Annotated in this window: 14 protein-coding genes; 7 read left to right on the top strand and 7 right to left on the bottom strand. The window is 45.8% G+C overall.

Annotated elements, in window-relative coordinates:
* Positions 1–89: 89 nt before the first annotated feature.
* From pflA to RJ47_RS10970, 3 genes are all read left to right on the top strand, one after another.
* Entirely contained in the window at positions 90–830 is a 741-nt protein-coding gene (gene pflA, locus RJ47_RS10980; protein WP_038134217.1) for a pyruvate formate lyase 1-activating protein, read from the top strand.
* Between the two features lie 67 nt (positions 831–897).
* Positions 898–1,563 carry an energy-coupling factor ABC transporter permease gene (locus RJ47_RS10975; RefSeq protein ID WP_039483794.1) on the top strand — a complete coding sequence of 222 codons (666 nt, stop codon included), beginning with the start codon at positions 898–900 and terminating at the stop codon, positions 1,561–1,563.
* A gap of 124 nt (positions 1,564–1,687) precedes the next feature.
* A complete protein-coding gene (locus tag RJ47_RS10970) occupies positions 1,688–2,188 on the top strand; it encodes a YfbU family protein (RefSeq protein WP_038191170.1) in 501 nt (166 codons plus the stop codon).
* 48 nt (positions 2,189–2,236) lie between these two features.
* Here RJ47_RS10970 and RJ47_RS10965 read toward each other — a convergent pair whose 3' ends face one another.
* A complete protein-coding gene (locus RJ47_RS10965) occupies positions 2,237–4,123 on the bottom strand; it encodes a methyl-accepting chemotaxis protein (protein ID WP_039483792.1) in 1,887 nt (628 codons plus the stop codon).
* Between the two features lie 434 nt (positions 4,124–4,557).
* Here RJ47_RS10965 and RJ47_RS10960 point away from each other — a divergent pair, with 434 nt between their 5' ends.
* The 3 genes from RJ47_RS10960 (at position 4,558) to RJ47_RS10950 (ending at position 9,447) form a co-directional block, all read left to right on the top strand.
* On the top strand, positions 4,558–6,492 hold the full coding sequence (locus tag RJ47_RS10960; RefSeq protein WP_005474957.1) for a PrkA family serine protein kinase: 1,935 nt from the start codon (positions 4,558–4,560) through the stop codon (positions 6,490–6,492).
* A 136-nt stretch (positions 6,493–6,628) separates the two neighbouring features.
* Complete coding sequence (locus RJ47_RS10955) at positions 6,629–7,900, top strand: YeaH/YhbH family protein (RefSeq protein WP_038134213.1); 1,272 nt, start codon at positions 6,629–6,631, stop codon at positions 7,898–7,900.
* A gap of 8 nt (positions 7,901–7,908) precedes the next feature.
* Entirely contained in the window at positions 7,909–9,447 is a 1,539-nt protein-coding gene (locus RJ47_RS10950) for a SpoVR family protein (RefSeq protein ID WP_039483790.1), read from the top strand.
* 36 nt (positions 9,448–9,483) lie between these two features.
* Here the strand turns inward: RJ47_RS10950 and RJ47_RS10945 are convergent, their stop codons facing one another.
* The 6 genes from RJ47_RS10945 to RJ47_RS10920 form a co-directional block, all read right to left on the bottom strand.
* The gene (locus RJ47_RS10945; protein ID WP_039483809.1) at positions 9,484–9,957 is read right to left on the bottom strand and encodes a GrpB family protein; all 474 of its coding nucleotides are present in this window, start codon (positions 9,955–9,957) and stop codon (positions 9,484–9,486) included.
* Positions 9,958–10,027: 70 nt separating this feature from the next.
* Positions 10,028–10,780 (bottom strand): 3-deoxy-manno-octulosonate cytidylyltransferase, encoded by a 753-nt coding sequence (kdsB, locus tag RJ47_RS10940; RefSeq protein WP_039483788.1) that lies wholly within the window; start codon positions 10,778–10,780, stop codon positions 10,028–10,030.
* Positions 10,780–10,959: a Trm112 family protein gene (locus tag RJ47_RS10935; protein WP_005474972.1), complete on the bottom strand. Its 180-nt coding sequence runs from the start codon at positions 10,957–10,959 to the stop codon at positions 10,780–10,782. Before RJ47_RS10935 ends, kdsB begins: the two co-directional genes overlap by 1 nt.
* Positions 10,940–11,947 carry a tetraacyldisaccharide 4'-kinase gene (gene lpxK / locus RJ47_RS10930; RefSeq protein WP_039483785.1) on the bottom strand — a complete coding sequence of 336 codons (1,008 nt, stop codon included), beginning with the start codon at positions 11,945–11,947 and terminating at the stop codon, positions 10,940–10,942. Before lpxK ends, RJ47_RS10935 begins: the two co-directional genes overlap by 20 nt.
* A 3-nt stretch (positions 11,948–11,950) precedes the next feature.
* Positions 11,951–13,699 (bottom strand): lipid A ABC transporter ATP-binding protein/permease MsbA, encoded by a 1,749-nt coding sequence (gene msbA, locus RJ47_RS10925; protein ID WP_039483782.1) that lies wholly within the window; start codon positions 13,697–13,699, stop codon positions 11,951–11,953.
* A 31-nt stretch (positions 13,700–13,730) separates the two neighbouring features.
* Positions 13,731–15,860 (bottom strand): DNA internalization-related competence protein ComEC/Rec2, encoded by a 2,130-nt coding sequence (locus tag RJ47_RS10920; RefSeq protein WP_331415727.1) that lies wholly within the window; start codon positions 15,858–15,860, stop codon positions 13,731–13,733.
* 119 nt (positions 15,861–15,979) lie between these two features.
* Here RJ47_RS10920 and RJ47_RS10915 point away from each other — a divergent pair, with 119 nt between their 5' ends.
* Positions 15,980–16,510, top strand: coding sequence for a DUF2062 domain-containing protein (locus tag RJ47_RS10915; protein ID WP_005474996.1), 531 nt, complete (start codon positions 15,980–15,982; stop codon positions 16,508–16,510).
* Positions 16,511–16,515 lie beyond the last annotated feature (5 nt).

The following is a 16,515-nucleotide window of genomic DNA, read 5'->3' as shown; positions in this document are numbered from 1 at the left end:
AAAATGTTGTTTGAAACTCCCCCTTTCCCTATTTAAACCACACTTTTTGTAATAAAATGACACGCAAATAACCTATTAGAGATGAGCTCATGTCAACAACTGGTCGTATTCATTCTTTTGAGTCCTGTGGCACCGTCGACGGACCTGGAATCCGTTTCATTGTCTTTATGCAAGGCTGTCTGATGCGCTGTATGTACTGCCACAACCGTGACACTTGGGACACTCATGGCGGCAAGGAAGTGACCGTTGACGAAATCATCAACGAAGCAAAAAGCTATCGTCATTTTATGAACGCGTCGGGTGGCGGTGTGACCTGCTCTGGTGGTGAAGCTATGCTGCAACCAGAATTTGTTAGAGACTTTTTCCGTGCAGCTCAAGCAGAGGGTATCCACACTTGCCTAGACACCAATGGCTACATCCGTAAACACACCGATGTGATTGATGAAGTCCTCGAAGCAACGGATTTAGTCATGCTTGATCTCAAGCATATGAAAGATGAAATCCATCATGATTTTATCGGTGTGTCGAACAAGCGTACGTTGGATTTCGCTCGTTACCTGCATAAGCTGGGGCAAAAAACTTGGATCCGTTACGTTGTGGTACCTGGCTACACAGATGATGAAGAAGCCGCTCACATGCTCGGTGAATTCATCAAAGATATGGACAATATCGAAAAAATTGAGTTACTTCCCTACCACAAGCTTGGTGCTCATAAATGGGAGGCGCTCGGTCATGACTATCCGTTGGAAGGCATCAACCCACCTTCCAAAGAGACCATGGACAAGATTGTTTCAATCCTTGAACAGTATCACTCAAATGTAAAATATTGATACCAAGTACTCACATTTTCGTAAAAAATACCAACCTAACCTAGGTTGGTTTTTTATAGGAGTTTGAGTGCTACTTCACCAATTGTTTGCTTTTCTTGCGATTCTGGCGCTAGGTCCATTTATTTGGTCTGACGTGAAGAACGTGTTTTGGCCAAAGTTTCTTCACGACCGTACTTTTCAGCATCTCACTTTCGCCATGGTTGCCGCGCTCACTCTACTTTGGTCGGCACAAGCAGGCGTCAAAGAAGGGCTATCAATCCACTTTTTAGCCCTGACAACCCTTACCTTGATGTATGGTTGGAAAAATGCGTGCGTGCTCTCTATCGTCGCGACTTCTGCGCTTACCTTCACGACGGATCTAACTTGGTACCAAGTCCCTGAATATCTTATATTCTCATGCTTTTTTCCTATCGCGATCAGCCAACTGGTGTTTCGCTTTAGCTACTGTTATTTACCACGCAATATTTTCGTATTTATCTTCGTTGCAGGCTTCTTCAATGGCGCTGTAACTGGCTCACTTCACCTGCTCGCCAGTGGTGTCTACATATGGCTGCTAGGAAGTCACGATTGGACAACCATCGTAGACAACTATCTGGTGTTTATCCCGCTACTCGCCTTTCCTGAAGGGTTGCTCAATGGAATGGCGCTAACCATGTTTGTGGTATTCAAACCTGAGTGGCTGCGCGTTTTTTCCGATCGCGATTACATCTATAACCACTACCACAAAAAATGAGTCATTTTTCGCGGATTCTTTGTACTTTTCATATTAAATATGTGTTGAGATCATGTTTCAGCAATCCACGAACAGATAACCTAAGCACATTAAAAATGTATTAGATTATTTTAGTGAGGCCACCATGGAAATGACTAACGCTCAACGTTTGATCCTTTCGAACCAATACTACCTTATGTCTCAAATGGACCCAGCAAACGCAGCTAAATATCAGCGCTTGCAGACCATTGTTGAGCGCGGGTATGAGCTTCAAATGAGCGAGTTAAATAAAGATTTTGGCTGCTTAAGTGAAGCCGAATGTCGTGAAATCATCGACACAATGGAGATGTATCACGCAATGCAAGAATCAAACAAAATGTTAGATGAAGAAGAGCGCAAAGATGTAGACCAGCGCCGCCTAACTTTCCTAGGTTACGACATTGCGAGTGAGTCTCAGCTAGTAAACTACGTGCGCTTTTTAACCGATTCTGAAGGTCTTTACCCACAGTTTGACAAAGGTGACCATCACTTCAACGCGCAAATGCCAATGCAAGAGAAGTATCGCCGTATGCTAGCAACATGGCGCAATTGCCCTCGCCAATACCATTTGTGCGCAAACGAATTAAAGCAAATTTTTAACGCTTAACCTAACGCACAAAGAAAAGGGACCGAGCGGTCCCTTTTTTGATCTCTGTTAGCTGAGTTTAAAAGTCGCCACTTTGGCAACGAGCTCCTCAGCTTGACTCCGAACTTGATGAGCCCCTTCTGAGCTTTGGTTCGCACCCACCACCAATTGATCAGCCACGTCTTTGATAGAAGTGATGTTCTGGGTGATTTCACTGGTGACATGCGTTTGCTCTTCAGCCGCTGTCGCTATTTGAGTGGCCATGTCGCTGATTAATGTCACCGCTGAGTTAATCTCGCCCAAAGCGGCGGAAGCCTTGTCCGCATCCTCAACCGACATTCCAGCAAGTTCGCCACTGCTTTCCATGATGGAAACAGCCTGAGCCGTTGTGTCTTGCAATACGGCGATGGTGTTTTTGATTTCTTCCGTTGAGGAATGAGTTCGCTGCGACAATACGCGTACTTCATCGGCCACCACAGCAAAGCCTCTGCCCTGCTCACCCGCTCGCGCGGCTTCGATGGCTGCGTTCAACGCAAGTAAGTTGGTCTGTTCAGCAATACCTTGAATTGTAGATAGCACGGTTGAGATTTCTTGGCCGTGTCGCTCCAAAGCGCCCACAACCTGACGAGCTGATTCCAGTTCAATCGCTAGTTTATTGATTGAACCTTTCGTGTTCTCAACGAGAAGGTGCCCGTTATCGGTGCTCAAAGTAGAGTCTTGAGCAGCTTGCGCGGTACGCTCAGCATGCGAGGCAATCTCTTGTGTCGCGCTCGCAAGTTCTGTTACCGCTGTCGCAACCATGGTGATTTCTTGTTGCTGATGATGAATTTCATCAACCGAACGATTTGAACGCTGGGTACTGAGCTCTGATTGCTCCGTTAACTGGTAAGACTGCTCACGGATATGGCCAATCAATTGCTGTAAGCTGCCAACAAAGACGTTAAAGTTATGCGCCAGCTTACCCACTTCATCGTTTGATTCCACATCGATTCTTTGAGTCAAGTCACCGCTACCATTCGCTATCTGCTCAAGTGCGTTAGAAACATTGGTCAACGGGCGGAACAAGATGGTGCACAAGATGTTAAACAGCAGTGTACACACGACAACCACAATCCCCGTCACCAATAACTGCCCCCAGACAGCACCAAATAAAGGCTCGACTAACGAGTCATAATTCACAACGATCACCGTCGTAAGACCTGTCGAACCAATCTCATTGGCATAAACCACAGATTCCTCGCCCAAAACGGTCACAAAGATGTCATGACCAGTGCTGACCGCTTTACGAATGGTGGCCTCGTCTAAACCCAAACGCGTTAAGGATTCATTAAGTAGCGACGTATCCTGGTGAGCAAACACATTGCCTTGTTTATTCGCAATGAACATGTACCCGTCGCCAGGCAAAATGACCTTTTCCATTCCACCCAAAATATCGGTAATTTCAACGTCCGCGCCAAGAACAACCTGCTCCCCATACAAGTTAAGCGCTTTACCCAAAGAGACGACATTTGCGCCGGTCGCTGCGGCAACCGTTGGGTTATCCATAAACACTTTTGCCGGCTGCTTTACCGCGTTTTGATACCAACCCCACTTCCTAGGGTCATCGTTGCCTGGCGGTAACACGACCCCATTCGCGTTGTTCTGGCTTCCATCAGGGTAAGCAATGAACACATTGTCAAAGCCGGCTGAATCCTTTACTTGCTTTAAATGAGTCACTATGGATTCTTTTTTCGACTCTTGAGAAAGGGAAGTCAAAGCGCGTTCTTTGGACGTAATCCAGTCCGCCACATATTGATTGTAAGACGATGCCGTGCTCTCTAAACGCTGTTCAACCTCAATATTGAGGCGATCAAGCGACGCTTTGAAAGACAAGCCTTCGACCAATAGTCCCCCGACTACGATGGCAACACTCGCAGATATGGCGAGTTTATTCTTCAGTGATAATTTATTTAGCATGATTCATTCGCTATTCGTTCTAGTTATTTAATAAACTTTTTAAAAGTCACCAACATTATATTTTGAGGTTAGAAATAAATAATGATCTAGCTCGAAAGTTTGCAAAACAACACTTTCCTTTTTTCCGCCAATCTTTTTCTCAAGCTAATACAAGCAACTAACCAAGCGAACGAAGATCATCCTCGCGCTGGTGTTTATCTCCCCCTCAGGTACACGTCAAGGGCAAGATCAAGTGACATATTTCTTTGCTTTATACGTAGGTAAATTCAAGACGGTAGCAGAACGCAGGTGCATTTTGCTTTTCATCACAATTTGCAATTAAACACATATTTTTTAAGCAAAATTCTAAAAAGCAACTAGGCTTAAATTAGAAAGGATTTTGCTTTTCTATGCGGGTTTATTGTCAATTTGACAGGTTCAAAGGGGAATTCATTATGAGTATTTTCGACCATTTCCAAGCACGCTATGAAGCTTCCAAGGATGAACAATTGTCCCTACAAGATTTTCTTAGCCTATGTAAAGATGACAAAAGCGCTTACGCTAACGCAGCAGAGCGACTGTTGATGGCGATTGGCGAACCAGAGATCATCGATACCGCCCAAGATCCTCAACTTAGTCGTATTTTCTCCAACCGCGTCATCTCACGCTACGACACATTCAAAGATTTCTATGGTATGGAAGAAGCGATCGAACAAATCGTCTCCTACCTAAAACATGCGGCGCAAGGCCTAGAAGAACGCAAACAAATTCTCTACCTATTGGGACCTGTGGGCGGTGGTAAATCGTCACTTGCCGAAAAACTCAAAGCCTTAATGCAACAAGTTCCTATTTATGTGCTTTCTGCAAATGGTGAACGCAGCCCCGTCAATGACCATCCATTCTGTCTGTTTGACGTAAACGAAGACGGCGAACTGTTGAAACAAGAGTACGGCATCGAAAAACGTTACCTACGCTCAATTATGTCACCTTGGGCAGCGAAACGTCTTCATGAATTCGGTGGTGACATCTCGAAATTCAAGGTGGTGAAAGTACGTCCTTCGATCCTTGACCAACTTGCAATAGCCAAGACAGAGCCCGGCGATGAAAACAACCAAGACATCTCTTCATTGGTAGGTAAAGTGGACATTCGCCAACTGGAACATTTCTCGCAAGATGACCCAGATGCCTACAGCTACTCAGGTGCGCTGTGTCGAGCTAACCAAGGTTTAATGGAGTTTGTCGAGATGTTTAAAGCGCCTATCAAGGTGCTACACCCTCTACTTACGGCGACGCAAGAAGGCAACTACAACGGTACAGAAGGTCTCTCTGCCCTACCGTTTGATGGCATGATTTTAGCGCACTCTAACGAATCCGAGTGGCAAACTTTCCGCAACAATAAGAATAACGAAGCCTTCCTAGACCGCGTTTACATCGTAAAAGTGCCTTACTGTCTGCGCGTTTCTGAAGAAGTAAAAATTTACCAGAAATTGCTCGATCACTCAGAACTGTCCAAAGCGCCGTGCTCCCCAAGCACGCTCGAGCTTCTGTCTCAATTCAGTATCTTGTCGCGCCTAAAAGAGCCTGAAAACTCATCCATCTTCTCGAAGATGCGTGTTTACGATGGCGAAACACTCAAAGACACCGACCCTAAAGCGAAAAGCTACCAAGAGTACCGAGACTTCGCTGGCGTTGATGAGGGTATGTCTGGTCTCTCTACCCGTTTCGCGTTTAAGATTCTTTCTCGCGTATTCAACTTCGACCAAACCGAAGTCGCTGCTAACCCTGTTCATCTTTTCTACGTCATCGAACAGCAAATTGAGCGTGAACAGTTCCCTCAAGAAACGGCTGAGAAATACCTAGAATTCTTGAAAGGTTACTTAGTGCCTCGCTATGTCGAATTCATCGGTAAAGAGATTCAAACGGCCTACTTAGAGTCATACTCTGAGTACGGACAAAACATCTTTGATCGTTACGTCACCTATGCAGATTTCTGGATTCAAGACCAAGAATACCGTGATCCAGAAACAGGCCAGCTATTTGATCGCTCTGCGTTGAACAATGAGTTAGAGAAAATCGAAAAAACCGCGGGAATCAGTAATCCTAAGGATTTCCGAAATGAAATCGTCAACTTTGTGCTCCGTGCTCGCGCTAACAACAACGGTCAAAACCCTGTTTGGACTAGCTACGAGAAACTGCGCACGGTTATCGAGAAGAAGATGTTCTCTAATACTGAAGAGCTATTGCCAGTGATTTCCTTTAACGCCAAAACTTCGTCTGAAGATCAAAAGAAACACGACGACTTTGTCGCTCGTATGATGGAGAAAGGGTATACCGAGAAACAAGTGCGTCTGTTGTCTGAGTGGTACTTGCGCGTACGTAAGTCTTCTTAAAACAACGATGCAGCCAAATCCTTCATCAATTGAAGGATGCCAATGACTTACCTGCCAGAGAACATCTGGCAGGCATTTGGATGCAAGATAGATTCGTTGAAGCTTATTGTTTCACGGTGCAGATAAGGGGTGACTCATGGCGCAATTTATTGACCGAAGACTGAACGGCAAGAATAAAAGTGCTGTAAACCGCCAGCGCTTTTTACGCCGACATAAAGAGCAGATTAAAGAATCTGTTGCAGACGCGGTGAATCGCCGCTCCATTACCAATACAGAGACCGGCGAAGACGTCTCTATTCCTCACAAAGACATCAAAGAACCCGTGTTTCATCAAGGTAAAGGCGGGTTAAAAGAACGCGTTCATCCCGGCAATGACCAATTCATTACCGGTGATAAAATAGAACGTCCAAAAGGAGGCGGTCAAGGAGGAGGTTCGGGCGAAGGTGAGGCCAGCCCCGATGGCGAGGGGCAAGATGAATTTGTATTTCAAATATCTAAGGATGAGTACCTAGATATTCTCTTTGAAGACCTCGAATTACCTAACCTAGAAAAAAATCAAATCGCGAAAATTACCGAATGGAAAACGCACCGTGCGGGCTACCAAACCGCAGGTGTTCCAGCCAATATTGCGATCGTAAAATCCCTTCAGCAATCCCTAGCGCGTCGAACCGCAATGACAGCTGGTAAGCGAAGAATGCTGAGAGAGTTAGAAGAAGAACTCGATAAAGTCAAAATGAGCGAACCCGCTCAACTTCTAGAAGAGCAACGTTTACAAGACGAAATCAAAGCGCTGCGACACAAAATCGATACGGTGCCCTTTATTGATACCTTCGATCTGCGCTTTAAGAATTATGAGCGAAGACCGATTCCATCTAGCCAAGCGGTCATGTTCTGCTTAATGGACGTATCGGGTTCAATGGACCAAGCAACAAAAGACATCGCAAAACGGTTTTACGTACTGCTTTATCTGTTCCTCACCCGAACCTACGAAAACGTCGAAGTGGTTTTCATTCGCCACCATACACAAGCGAAAGAAGTCGATGAACATGAGTTCTTTTATTCACAAGAGACAGGGGGAACCATTGTCTCCAGTGCACTTAAGTTGATGAACGAGATCGTCGCTGAACGCTTCCCTGTCGGCGAATGGAACATTTATGCTGCGCAAGCATCAGATGGTGATAACTGGGCGGACGATTCGCCTCGCTGTCGTGAACTGCTGACAAAAAAACTACTACCTAACTGTCAATACTACTCGTACATCGAAATTACTCGACGCTCGCATCAAACCTTGTGGCATGAGTATGAAAAACTCGCAGGAGACTTTCCGAATTTCGCGATGAAAAACATTCGTGCGGTTGAGGACATTTTCCCTGTATTCCGCGAGCTGTTCCAAAAAGAGACCGCTTAGGGGGCAATATGACTACCAAGACAAAAAAGCCAACAAAAAGCAAAGCGCTGCCTGACGGCCCAGATTGGACGTTTGAATTACTTGACCGCTACCACAAAGAGATAAAACGCGTTGCGGATCATTACAGGCTTGACGCATACCCTAACCAAATTGAAGTCATCACGTCTGAACAAATGATGGATGCGTACTCAAGTATTGGTATGCCAATCAACTACAACCATTGGTCATTTGGTAAGAAGTTCATTCAAACGGAGCAAGGCTACAAACATGGTCAGATGGGTCTTGCGTATGAGATCGTCATTAATTCCAATCCTTGTATTGCCTACCTGATGGAAGAAAACACCGTGACCATGCAAGCGCTTGTCATGGCGCACGCTTGCTACGGCCACAATTCATTCTTCAAAGGCAATTACCTTTTCCAAACTTGGACTGATGCCAGCTCAATTATTGATTACCTTCTGTTCGCCAAAAAATATATTGCTGAGTGTGAGCAAAAATATGGTGAGAAAGAGGTCGAAGAGTTACTCGATTCTTGCCATGCGCTGATGAATTTTGGTGTCGATCGGTACAAGCGACCTGAAAAGATCTCAATCGCAGAGGAGAAATCTCGACAAGAAGAACGCGAGGCGTATTTGCAATCTCAAGTGAATGATCTTTGGCGCACGGTACCAAAGTCGACGGTCGAGCAAGAAGATCAAAAGGTTCATTTCCCAAGTGAGCCTCAAGAGAACATTCTCTACTTTATCGAAAAACATGCGCCACTGCTTGAATCTTGGCAGCGCGAGATTGTGCGTATTGTGCGCAAGATAAGCCAATACTTCTATCCACAGAAACAAACTCAGGTGATGAACGAAGGTTGGGCGACGTTTTGGCACTACACCATCCTCAATCATCTCTATGACGAAGGATTAGTGACAGATAGGTTTATCTTAGAGTTTCTTCACAGCCATACCGGTGTGGTTGCTCAGCCTCCATACAATAGCCCGTACTTCAGTGGTATTAACCCTTATGCTTTGGGCTTCGCCATGTTTAGGGATATTCGACGAATTTGTGAAGAGCCAACCGATGAAGACAGAGAGTGGTTCCCTGAATTGGCTGGGACAGACTGGTTAGATGCTGTTCACTTTGCAATGCAAAACTTCAAAGATGAGAGCTTCATTAGTCAATATCTGTCTCCGAAGTTGATGCGAGATTTTAAGCTGTTTGCCATCGTCGATGATGATCGCAAGAACTATATCGAGGTCGCTGCGATTCATAACGACTCGGGCTACCGCGCGATCCGCGAGAAACTCGCCGCTCAGTACAACCTGAGCAATCTAGAGCCAAATATCCAAGTGTTTAACGTTGATGTGCGAGGCGACCGCTCCTTAACACTCCAATATGTACCACACGATCGCATTCCTCTAGATGAGAGCTACGATGAAGTGCTCAAACACCTGTATCGACTATGGGGCTTTGACATTATTTTGGAAGAGGTAAAAGAGACCGGGAGACGAGAAATTCTCAGCACTTGTCCTAAACGTAATGATTATGACGCGAAGATTTAATCAATCTCCATGACTAAAGGCCGGCGACGGCCTTTTTTATTGGCTGGAAAGTACACCTTCGATAAAGGCCGATTTTTTCTCTCGATAAGCGTTTGCTTCCAAGCCTTCACACTCGCGTTTTAAAGAATTGTATTCAGCTACCAACGAAGAATTTTCTCTCAATTTGTCTCGAAAGGTTAGAAAGCATTCAAACTCAGATCCTAACTCGACCACTTGTAAGGCAACGTCTTGCTCGTTTGTTGATTCCAACATGCAAAGTTGATGAGTACGGAGTGTGTCTCGTTTCTCCTCAAACCCAAGCTGTTTCAGAGCACTAACTGAACGCTCCAGTTGCTGTTTGTCCACACCAACAAAAATGTCCAGATCTCCTTTAGAGACCGCCTGTGGAATCGATGATGCTCCAACGTGCTCTACTCGCGCATCAGGTAGCAGAGTTTTGATTTTGGACCTGTAAGCTTGGTACATTGCTTCACAGTCACTTTGATACGCTTCAGGAGGTAAGAGCTTCATCATTTTATCTACCCTTGATAAGCAAAAAGCGCCTGATGAATATCAACAGACGCTTTCTTAATTCTGACTATTATCGACGAGCGATGAGTTCTCTCACCACTTGCAAGTCTTCTGGAGTGTCAACGCCAGCAGCCGGTGATTCCTTCGCAACTTCGACATGGATTTTTTCACCATACCAAAGAACACGCAGTTGCTCTAAGCACTCAATTTTTTCAAGCGCTGTCGGTTGCCAATTGATGTAGGTATTAATAAAACCGGCTCGGTATGCGTAGATTCCAATGTGACGCATGAGCGGCTGCTTAATCTCTTTATTTTCACCCGCAAAGCTATCTCGATCCCAAGGAATCGTGGCCCGACTAAAATACATGGCATAGCCATCTTTATCCGTCAGTACCTTTACTGCATTGGGGTTAAAGACTTCTGCCTCATCTTCAATTTCAACCGCCAGTGTTGCCATAGGCGCGCTACAGTTGGCCAAATTATCAGCCACCTGGCGAATAATGCTCGGCGGAATTAGAGGCTCATCACCTTGTACATTCACAACGATGTGATCATCAGGAATCGCCATCAGCTCAACAACTTCCGCTAAGCGTTCAGTGCCGGATTCGTGATTCGGCGATGTCATGCAAACTTGGCCGCCAAACCCTTGAACTGCACTCTCGACGCGCTTATCGTCCGTCGCAATAATAACGTTCTCAGCACCCGCTTGAATAGCCTGCTCATACACCCACTGGATCATTGGTTTCCCGCCGATATCTGCCAGTGGTTTACCTGGTAAGCGCGTCGATTGATAACGCGCAGGAATGACGACAGTAAACGACATTAACGCCCCTCATCCATACTCATTTGACGAGCCTCTGGCTCAAGTAACACAGGAATCCCTTCTTTAATAGGGTAAGCTAAGCGGTCCAGCTTACAGATCAACTCTTGCTTGTCCTTATCAAAAGTTAACTTACCTTTACATACTGGACATGCCACGATTTCAAGCAGACGGTGATCCATACGTTTCCTTAACCTCTTTTATTTTATTCAAAATGCGACTCTTGTCTGCGGAAGAGAAACAGGCGGTTACGGGTAAGTACCACCAATTATCTTTCGCATAGTGGGCGCATTTTACTGCATCTTTTTCTGTCATTATAAGATGTTCGCCTCGGTTGGCGAGAGCATCTAACTCTGACTGTTCAAAATCTTTATGATCCGCAAATCCTTGCGTGTAGACAAGTTTTGCATCAAGTTGCTTTAGCGTAGTAAAAAACCTAGGAGGGTGACCAATTCCCGCCATTGCAACCAGCTTGTCTAGCGCTGCGACTTGCTCACTTTGGCCGCTATTTAGGTTGACGGCATTCGCTGGTTCAAGCGTCATCGATATCTCACCATACTTGGCTTCACCGCCATTCGTGATGATAAAATCGACTTGCTTGAGGCGTTCGGTGCCTTCTCTTAGCGGCCCCAAGGGAATCAAAGATTCATTACCAAAACGGCGCTTCCCATCCACAACCACAATCTCTATATCGCGTTGCAGTGCATAATGTTGAAGCCCATCATCCGTGATAATGATATCGACCCCTAACGGCAACAGCGCTTTGACAGCATCACTTCGCACAGGTGAAACAGCAACCGGCGCTCCTGTCCGTTTGTGGATAAGCTTCGGCTCATCCCCACAGTGTCGTGTAGAAGTGGCATCATCAACAACCAAAGGATAATGGGGAGCTTTCGCCCCATATCCGCGTGAAACAACACCAGGCTGGAATCCCATAGCTTGCAGTTGCTCAACCAACCAAATAACCACCGGTGTTTTACCATTACCACCAGCGGTTATGTTGCCCACTACAACGACAGGAACAGGTGCACGATAACTTGGCTTTTGACCTGATTCAAACTTGGACCTTCTCGCACCGCTAATTGCAGAAAACAGCAAGCTCAATGGCCATAACAATGGCCAGAGTAAATACTTGATCGGGTGATTCTCAAACCAGATTTTTTCAATCACTGGTTAACCACCAAACTGAATTCTATGCAGTTGAGCGTACGCCCCATCCTTTTCGATAAGCGTCTGATGATCGCCACGCTCTACGATTTCGCCTTCATCAACCACTAGGATTTCATCCGCTTTCTCGATAGTTGACAATCGATGGGCAATAACAAGCACCGTCTTGTTCTTTTGCAACTCATCCAATGCTGATTGAATCGCTTTTTCAGACTCGGTATCCAAGGCCGAGGTTGCTTCGTCAAGAATCAGAACCGGAGCATCTCGCAGCAAGGCACGTGCAATTGCAATACGTTGACGTTGACCACCAGAAAGGCTTGCACCATTCTCGCCGACCATAGTATCCAAACCTTCATCGAGCTTCTCAATGAAGTCCATCGCATGCGCTAGTTTTGCTGCGTGCTCAATTTGCTCGCGGCTATACTCACCGTTTGTCGCATACGCGATGTTGTTGGCGATCGTATCGTTGAATAGGTGGACGTTTTGTGACACGAGTGCGAAATGGGAACGTAAGTTACTGAGTTTATAGTCACGAATGTCATGACCATCAAGCAAAATACTGCCAGAGTCATAGTCATAGAATCGAGTAAACAAGTTGGCGATGGTACTCTTACCCGAACCCGATCGCCCAACAAGTGCTACGGTCTTGCCCTGTGGAATCTTAAAGCTGACATGATTTAACGCGGGCTTCTCTTTACCGAGATATGTAAAGGTCACATCTTTAACTTCAACGTCGCCGCGAACTTTAGTGGCTTCGTACTGACCCTTGTCAACCTCGGTGTCCATATCCATCAAAGCAAACAGCGTCTGGCTCGCTGCCATACCGCGCTGAAACTGTGAAACCACATTGGTGATTGCTTTCAGAGGGCGCATCAAGCCGAACATCGCAGAGAAAATTACCGTGAATGTACCTGGTGTGAGCTGGTTACGGATCTCATCGAAACTTGCAAGGAAAAGTACAGCTACCAAGGCGAGAGATGCGATCATTTGCGTCACTGGGTTCGCGATCGCATGCGCAGTCACAAACTTCATTGACTGTTGTCGCATTTGGTTACTCACCTTATTGAAGCGCTCACGCTCAATTTCATGACCACCATAGCTCAACACAACCTTGTGACCTTTCAGCATCTGTTCTGCAGACGCTGCGACCTTACCCATCGCCGTTTGCATGTTCTTACTGATTCGACGATAACGCTTCGAAACAATACCAATCACCCAAGCCACGACCGGTGCAACAACGAGCAAAACTAGAGACAACTGCCAACTGTTCCAGAACATTAAAACCAATAGGCCGATGAGACTCGCTCCTTCACGGACAATACTCACTAACGCTTTACTGGTTGCTGCTGATACTTGCTCAGAATCATAGGTAATGCGTGATAACAAAGCCCCGGGGGTTTCTTTATCAAAGTAACTCACCGGCATGTGCATGAAATGATTGAATATCATTCGCCGCATCTGCATAACAACGTTGCCAGATACCCAGCTCAAACAGTAGGTTGAAACAAAACTAGTAACACCTCGTGCAAACATCACACCGAGAATGATAAGTGGCAGGATTTTAAGGAAATTAGACTCTGCGTTACCAAAACCTTCATCTAATAAAGGCTTTAGCAAAGAAACCATATAAGTATCAGCAACAGCATTCAACACTAATGCTATAACAGCAACAACGAGGCCCTTTTTGTATAAGCGAATATAAGTCCATAGGCGCTTAAAGGTATTCCACGTAGTTTCATCTTTATCGATTGACATAAAACGGCTTATTTTTCTTACAATAATCTTCCTATTCTACTCCCTTGCGTAGCATCTGCCTATACCAAGCTTGGCCTTTACTCTCCCTCAACTGGACGACATTACGTCCACTTGGATAAAAATCAATCACCACTTGACCAGAGTTTCCGGTATCTATCCAATCCGCACCTTGTTTTCGGTAGCGTTCCACCACTTCTTGATTGGGTAAATTCCAGCGTCCACGATACGAGGTGGAGGCGATTGCTAAATCAGGATTCGCAGCTTGAATAAATGAATCCGTTGACGATGTTTTACTGCCGTGATGAGGAACAATCACGATATTGGACGCGAGCGCGTCAGGTATTCTAATCAACATCCACTCAGCAATTCGCTCAATATCACCAGTAAGCAACACACTTTGTTTGGTCACTTTATGAGTCAGTTTGATAACACAAGAGTGCGGATTGTAGGCGCGTTCGACAATTTTGGGAGGCCAGAGCGCTTGTATCTCTACCTCGCCCCATTGCCACGTTTCTCCCACTATGCAGTCGAGACTATTACTCAATGGCTGACTTGCAATAACCCGTTCTGGATGCCAACGTTGGAGAATCTCCCCTATCCCACCGGCGTGGTCATTGTCAAAATGACTGAGCACAACAATGTCCAGCACCTCAACCCCTTTGGCTTCCATCAGTGGCGTAATCAACTGCTCAGCATAGTTTGACTGTTGCCATGCGGCGCCGGTGTCATAAAGTAGTGCTCGCTCTCCCTGCACGGCCAAAATCGCCAGCCCATGACCCACATCGAGAATGTTCAACTGCCAATCAGGCTTCGGACGCCAGGACACGGTGACTAAAACGAAAGTGAGCGCAACAAGTACGATCCCAAAACGAGTCAACCAAGGGAGCATAAAAATAAAACACGCCAACACTATTAGGATAGTGACCTCTTGGCTGGACAGGGAAAACCAGGTATCTCCCGCCCATGCGCTTGACGCCACGACGGCAGATAACGCCCAATCAACCATTCCCCAAATCGTAGCGTCAACGTAACCAAACAATGAGACCACTGCGGCGATGAACGTGGCAGGCATGACGACAAACGAAAACCATGGGACAAAGACCAAATTGTACCCAATTGCACTGATGCTTATCCCTCCAAATACCACCGCAACAGGAAGGCTCATGCATATCACAATGAAGGTCTGCATCAATACATTGTTCACAACACCGTAACGATAGGTCGAACGAATAGAGAGAAACAGTAGTATTGCAGCCACAGCATACATTGATAACCAAAGGCTTGGGTCCAGTGCCGACTGAGGCCACAGCGTTAATAAAAACGCCAAGACGATTAACCATCGGCTGAGTTTAGAAAGGTGTGTTCGAATTAAAACCTGACTGCACATCAACAAACACATGATCAAAGCTCTCACCGTTGGAATAGAGAATCCAGCAAGGTAGGCATAACCAAACGCAATCACCGCCCCTATAAAAATAGGCGCGTTGGTCATTTTCGGCGAAGCAACTAATAGTAGTCGACCAACGCCCCAACCAAATGAAAACATGATCCCTATATGTAGACCGGATATCGCAACCAGATGACTTAACCCACTGTGCTGCAGTTGTTGATTAACACTGTCAGGGATTTTATCGCGGGTGCCAAAGAGAAGAGCAAGGATTAGACCTTGATTGCTGGTAGAGAGTGTGTGAGTCGAGATCGTCTGAAACAGCCTTTCCCTCAATGAGCCTTTATCGATAACCCAAAAGCTAGAGCTGTTTTTTATCTTAGCGTGACCAAGGATGCCTTGAGCGTACGCGTAGCGCTCTTTATCAAAACCCGTTTCATTTAATTGCCCGGATATGGGCTGTATGGACACTTTACCACCAATAAACTGACCTAAACTTAATGCAATTGGCGACGTAACCCAAACCGTTGGCTGCTCATAGGCGAACAACTTTTCGCCATTAATTGATCTAACCACTGCTGTTCCGTGAAAGCCGTGACTTATTTGTTTAAAAAAGCTGTCAACCTGTGCATTTATGGTAATATCCGAACCTGCTTTAAAAAGCTCATCGGTATTATGGCGGACAAGATTTCCGTGTATCAGCACCACCAAGCAGGCAAGAGATAATCCGAATAAAAAGGAATATTTTCGATTGCACAGCGATAAGGCAATCAAGCCAATACACGGCAATACCCAATACCAGCTTGGCATCCTCGTCCAATACATGGCGGAGACGATAACCAAAGAGTACGAAGCAAGCGTCCAGTAATTTAAGTAGAGAGTCATAGTCCCCAATGCCAAGAAAGTTCATCAAACGCTTTATGCCAGACCACGAAGTCATTAAGCGTCAAAAAGCACTCAAAATCTTTGGCAACGTGCTGTACAACCCCAATCTTTGGTGCCTCAACCGTCGTTCAGCGGCAGGCGCGTTCGCAGTTGGACTATTTATGGCGTTTGTTCCGCTTCCTAGCCAAATGATCATGTCGGCTGGTCTCGCCATTGCGTGTGGTGTCAATCTGCCTTTGTCTGTCGCACTGGTTTGGGTCAGTAACCCAATTACCATGCCGGTTCTTTTTTACTTTGCTTACAAAGTCGGCGCTTGGGTGATGCATGTTCCACCTCAACCGTTCCATTTTGAATTGTCTTGGGAGTTTATTCTCCACCAAATGAACACCATTGGTCCCCCTTTTCTACTTGGGTGCCTAATTTGCGGTGTGGTCTCGGCGATAGTTGGATTTTTCGGTATTAAAGCACTTTGGCGATATTCCGTAGTACGAAGCTGGCAGAAGCGAAAAATAAGATTAGGTGGGCTGTTGAAGAAGTAAAGTGG

Origin of the sequence: Vibrio sinaloensis, assembly GCF_000808535.1 — a bacterium.
GTDB classification, from domain to species: Bacteria; Pseudomonadota; Gammaproteobacteria; order Enterobacterales; family Vibrionaceae; genus Vibrio; species Vibrio sinaloensis_D.
Note: the sequence above shows the minus strand (reverse complement) of the source record. Positions and strands in the feature narration are given on the sequence as shown.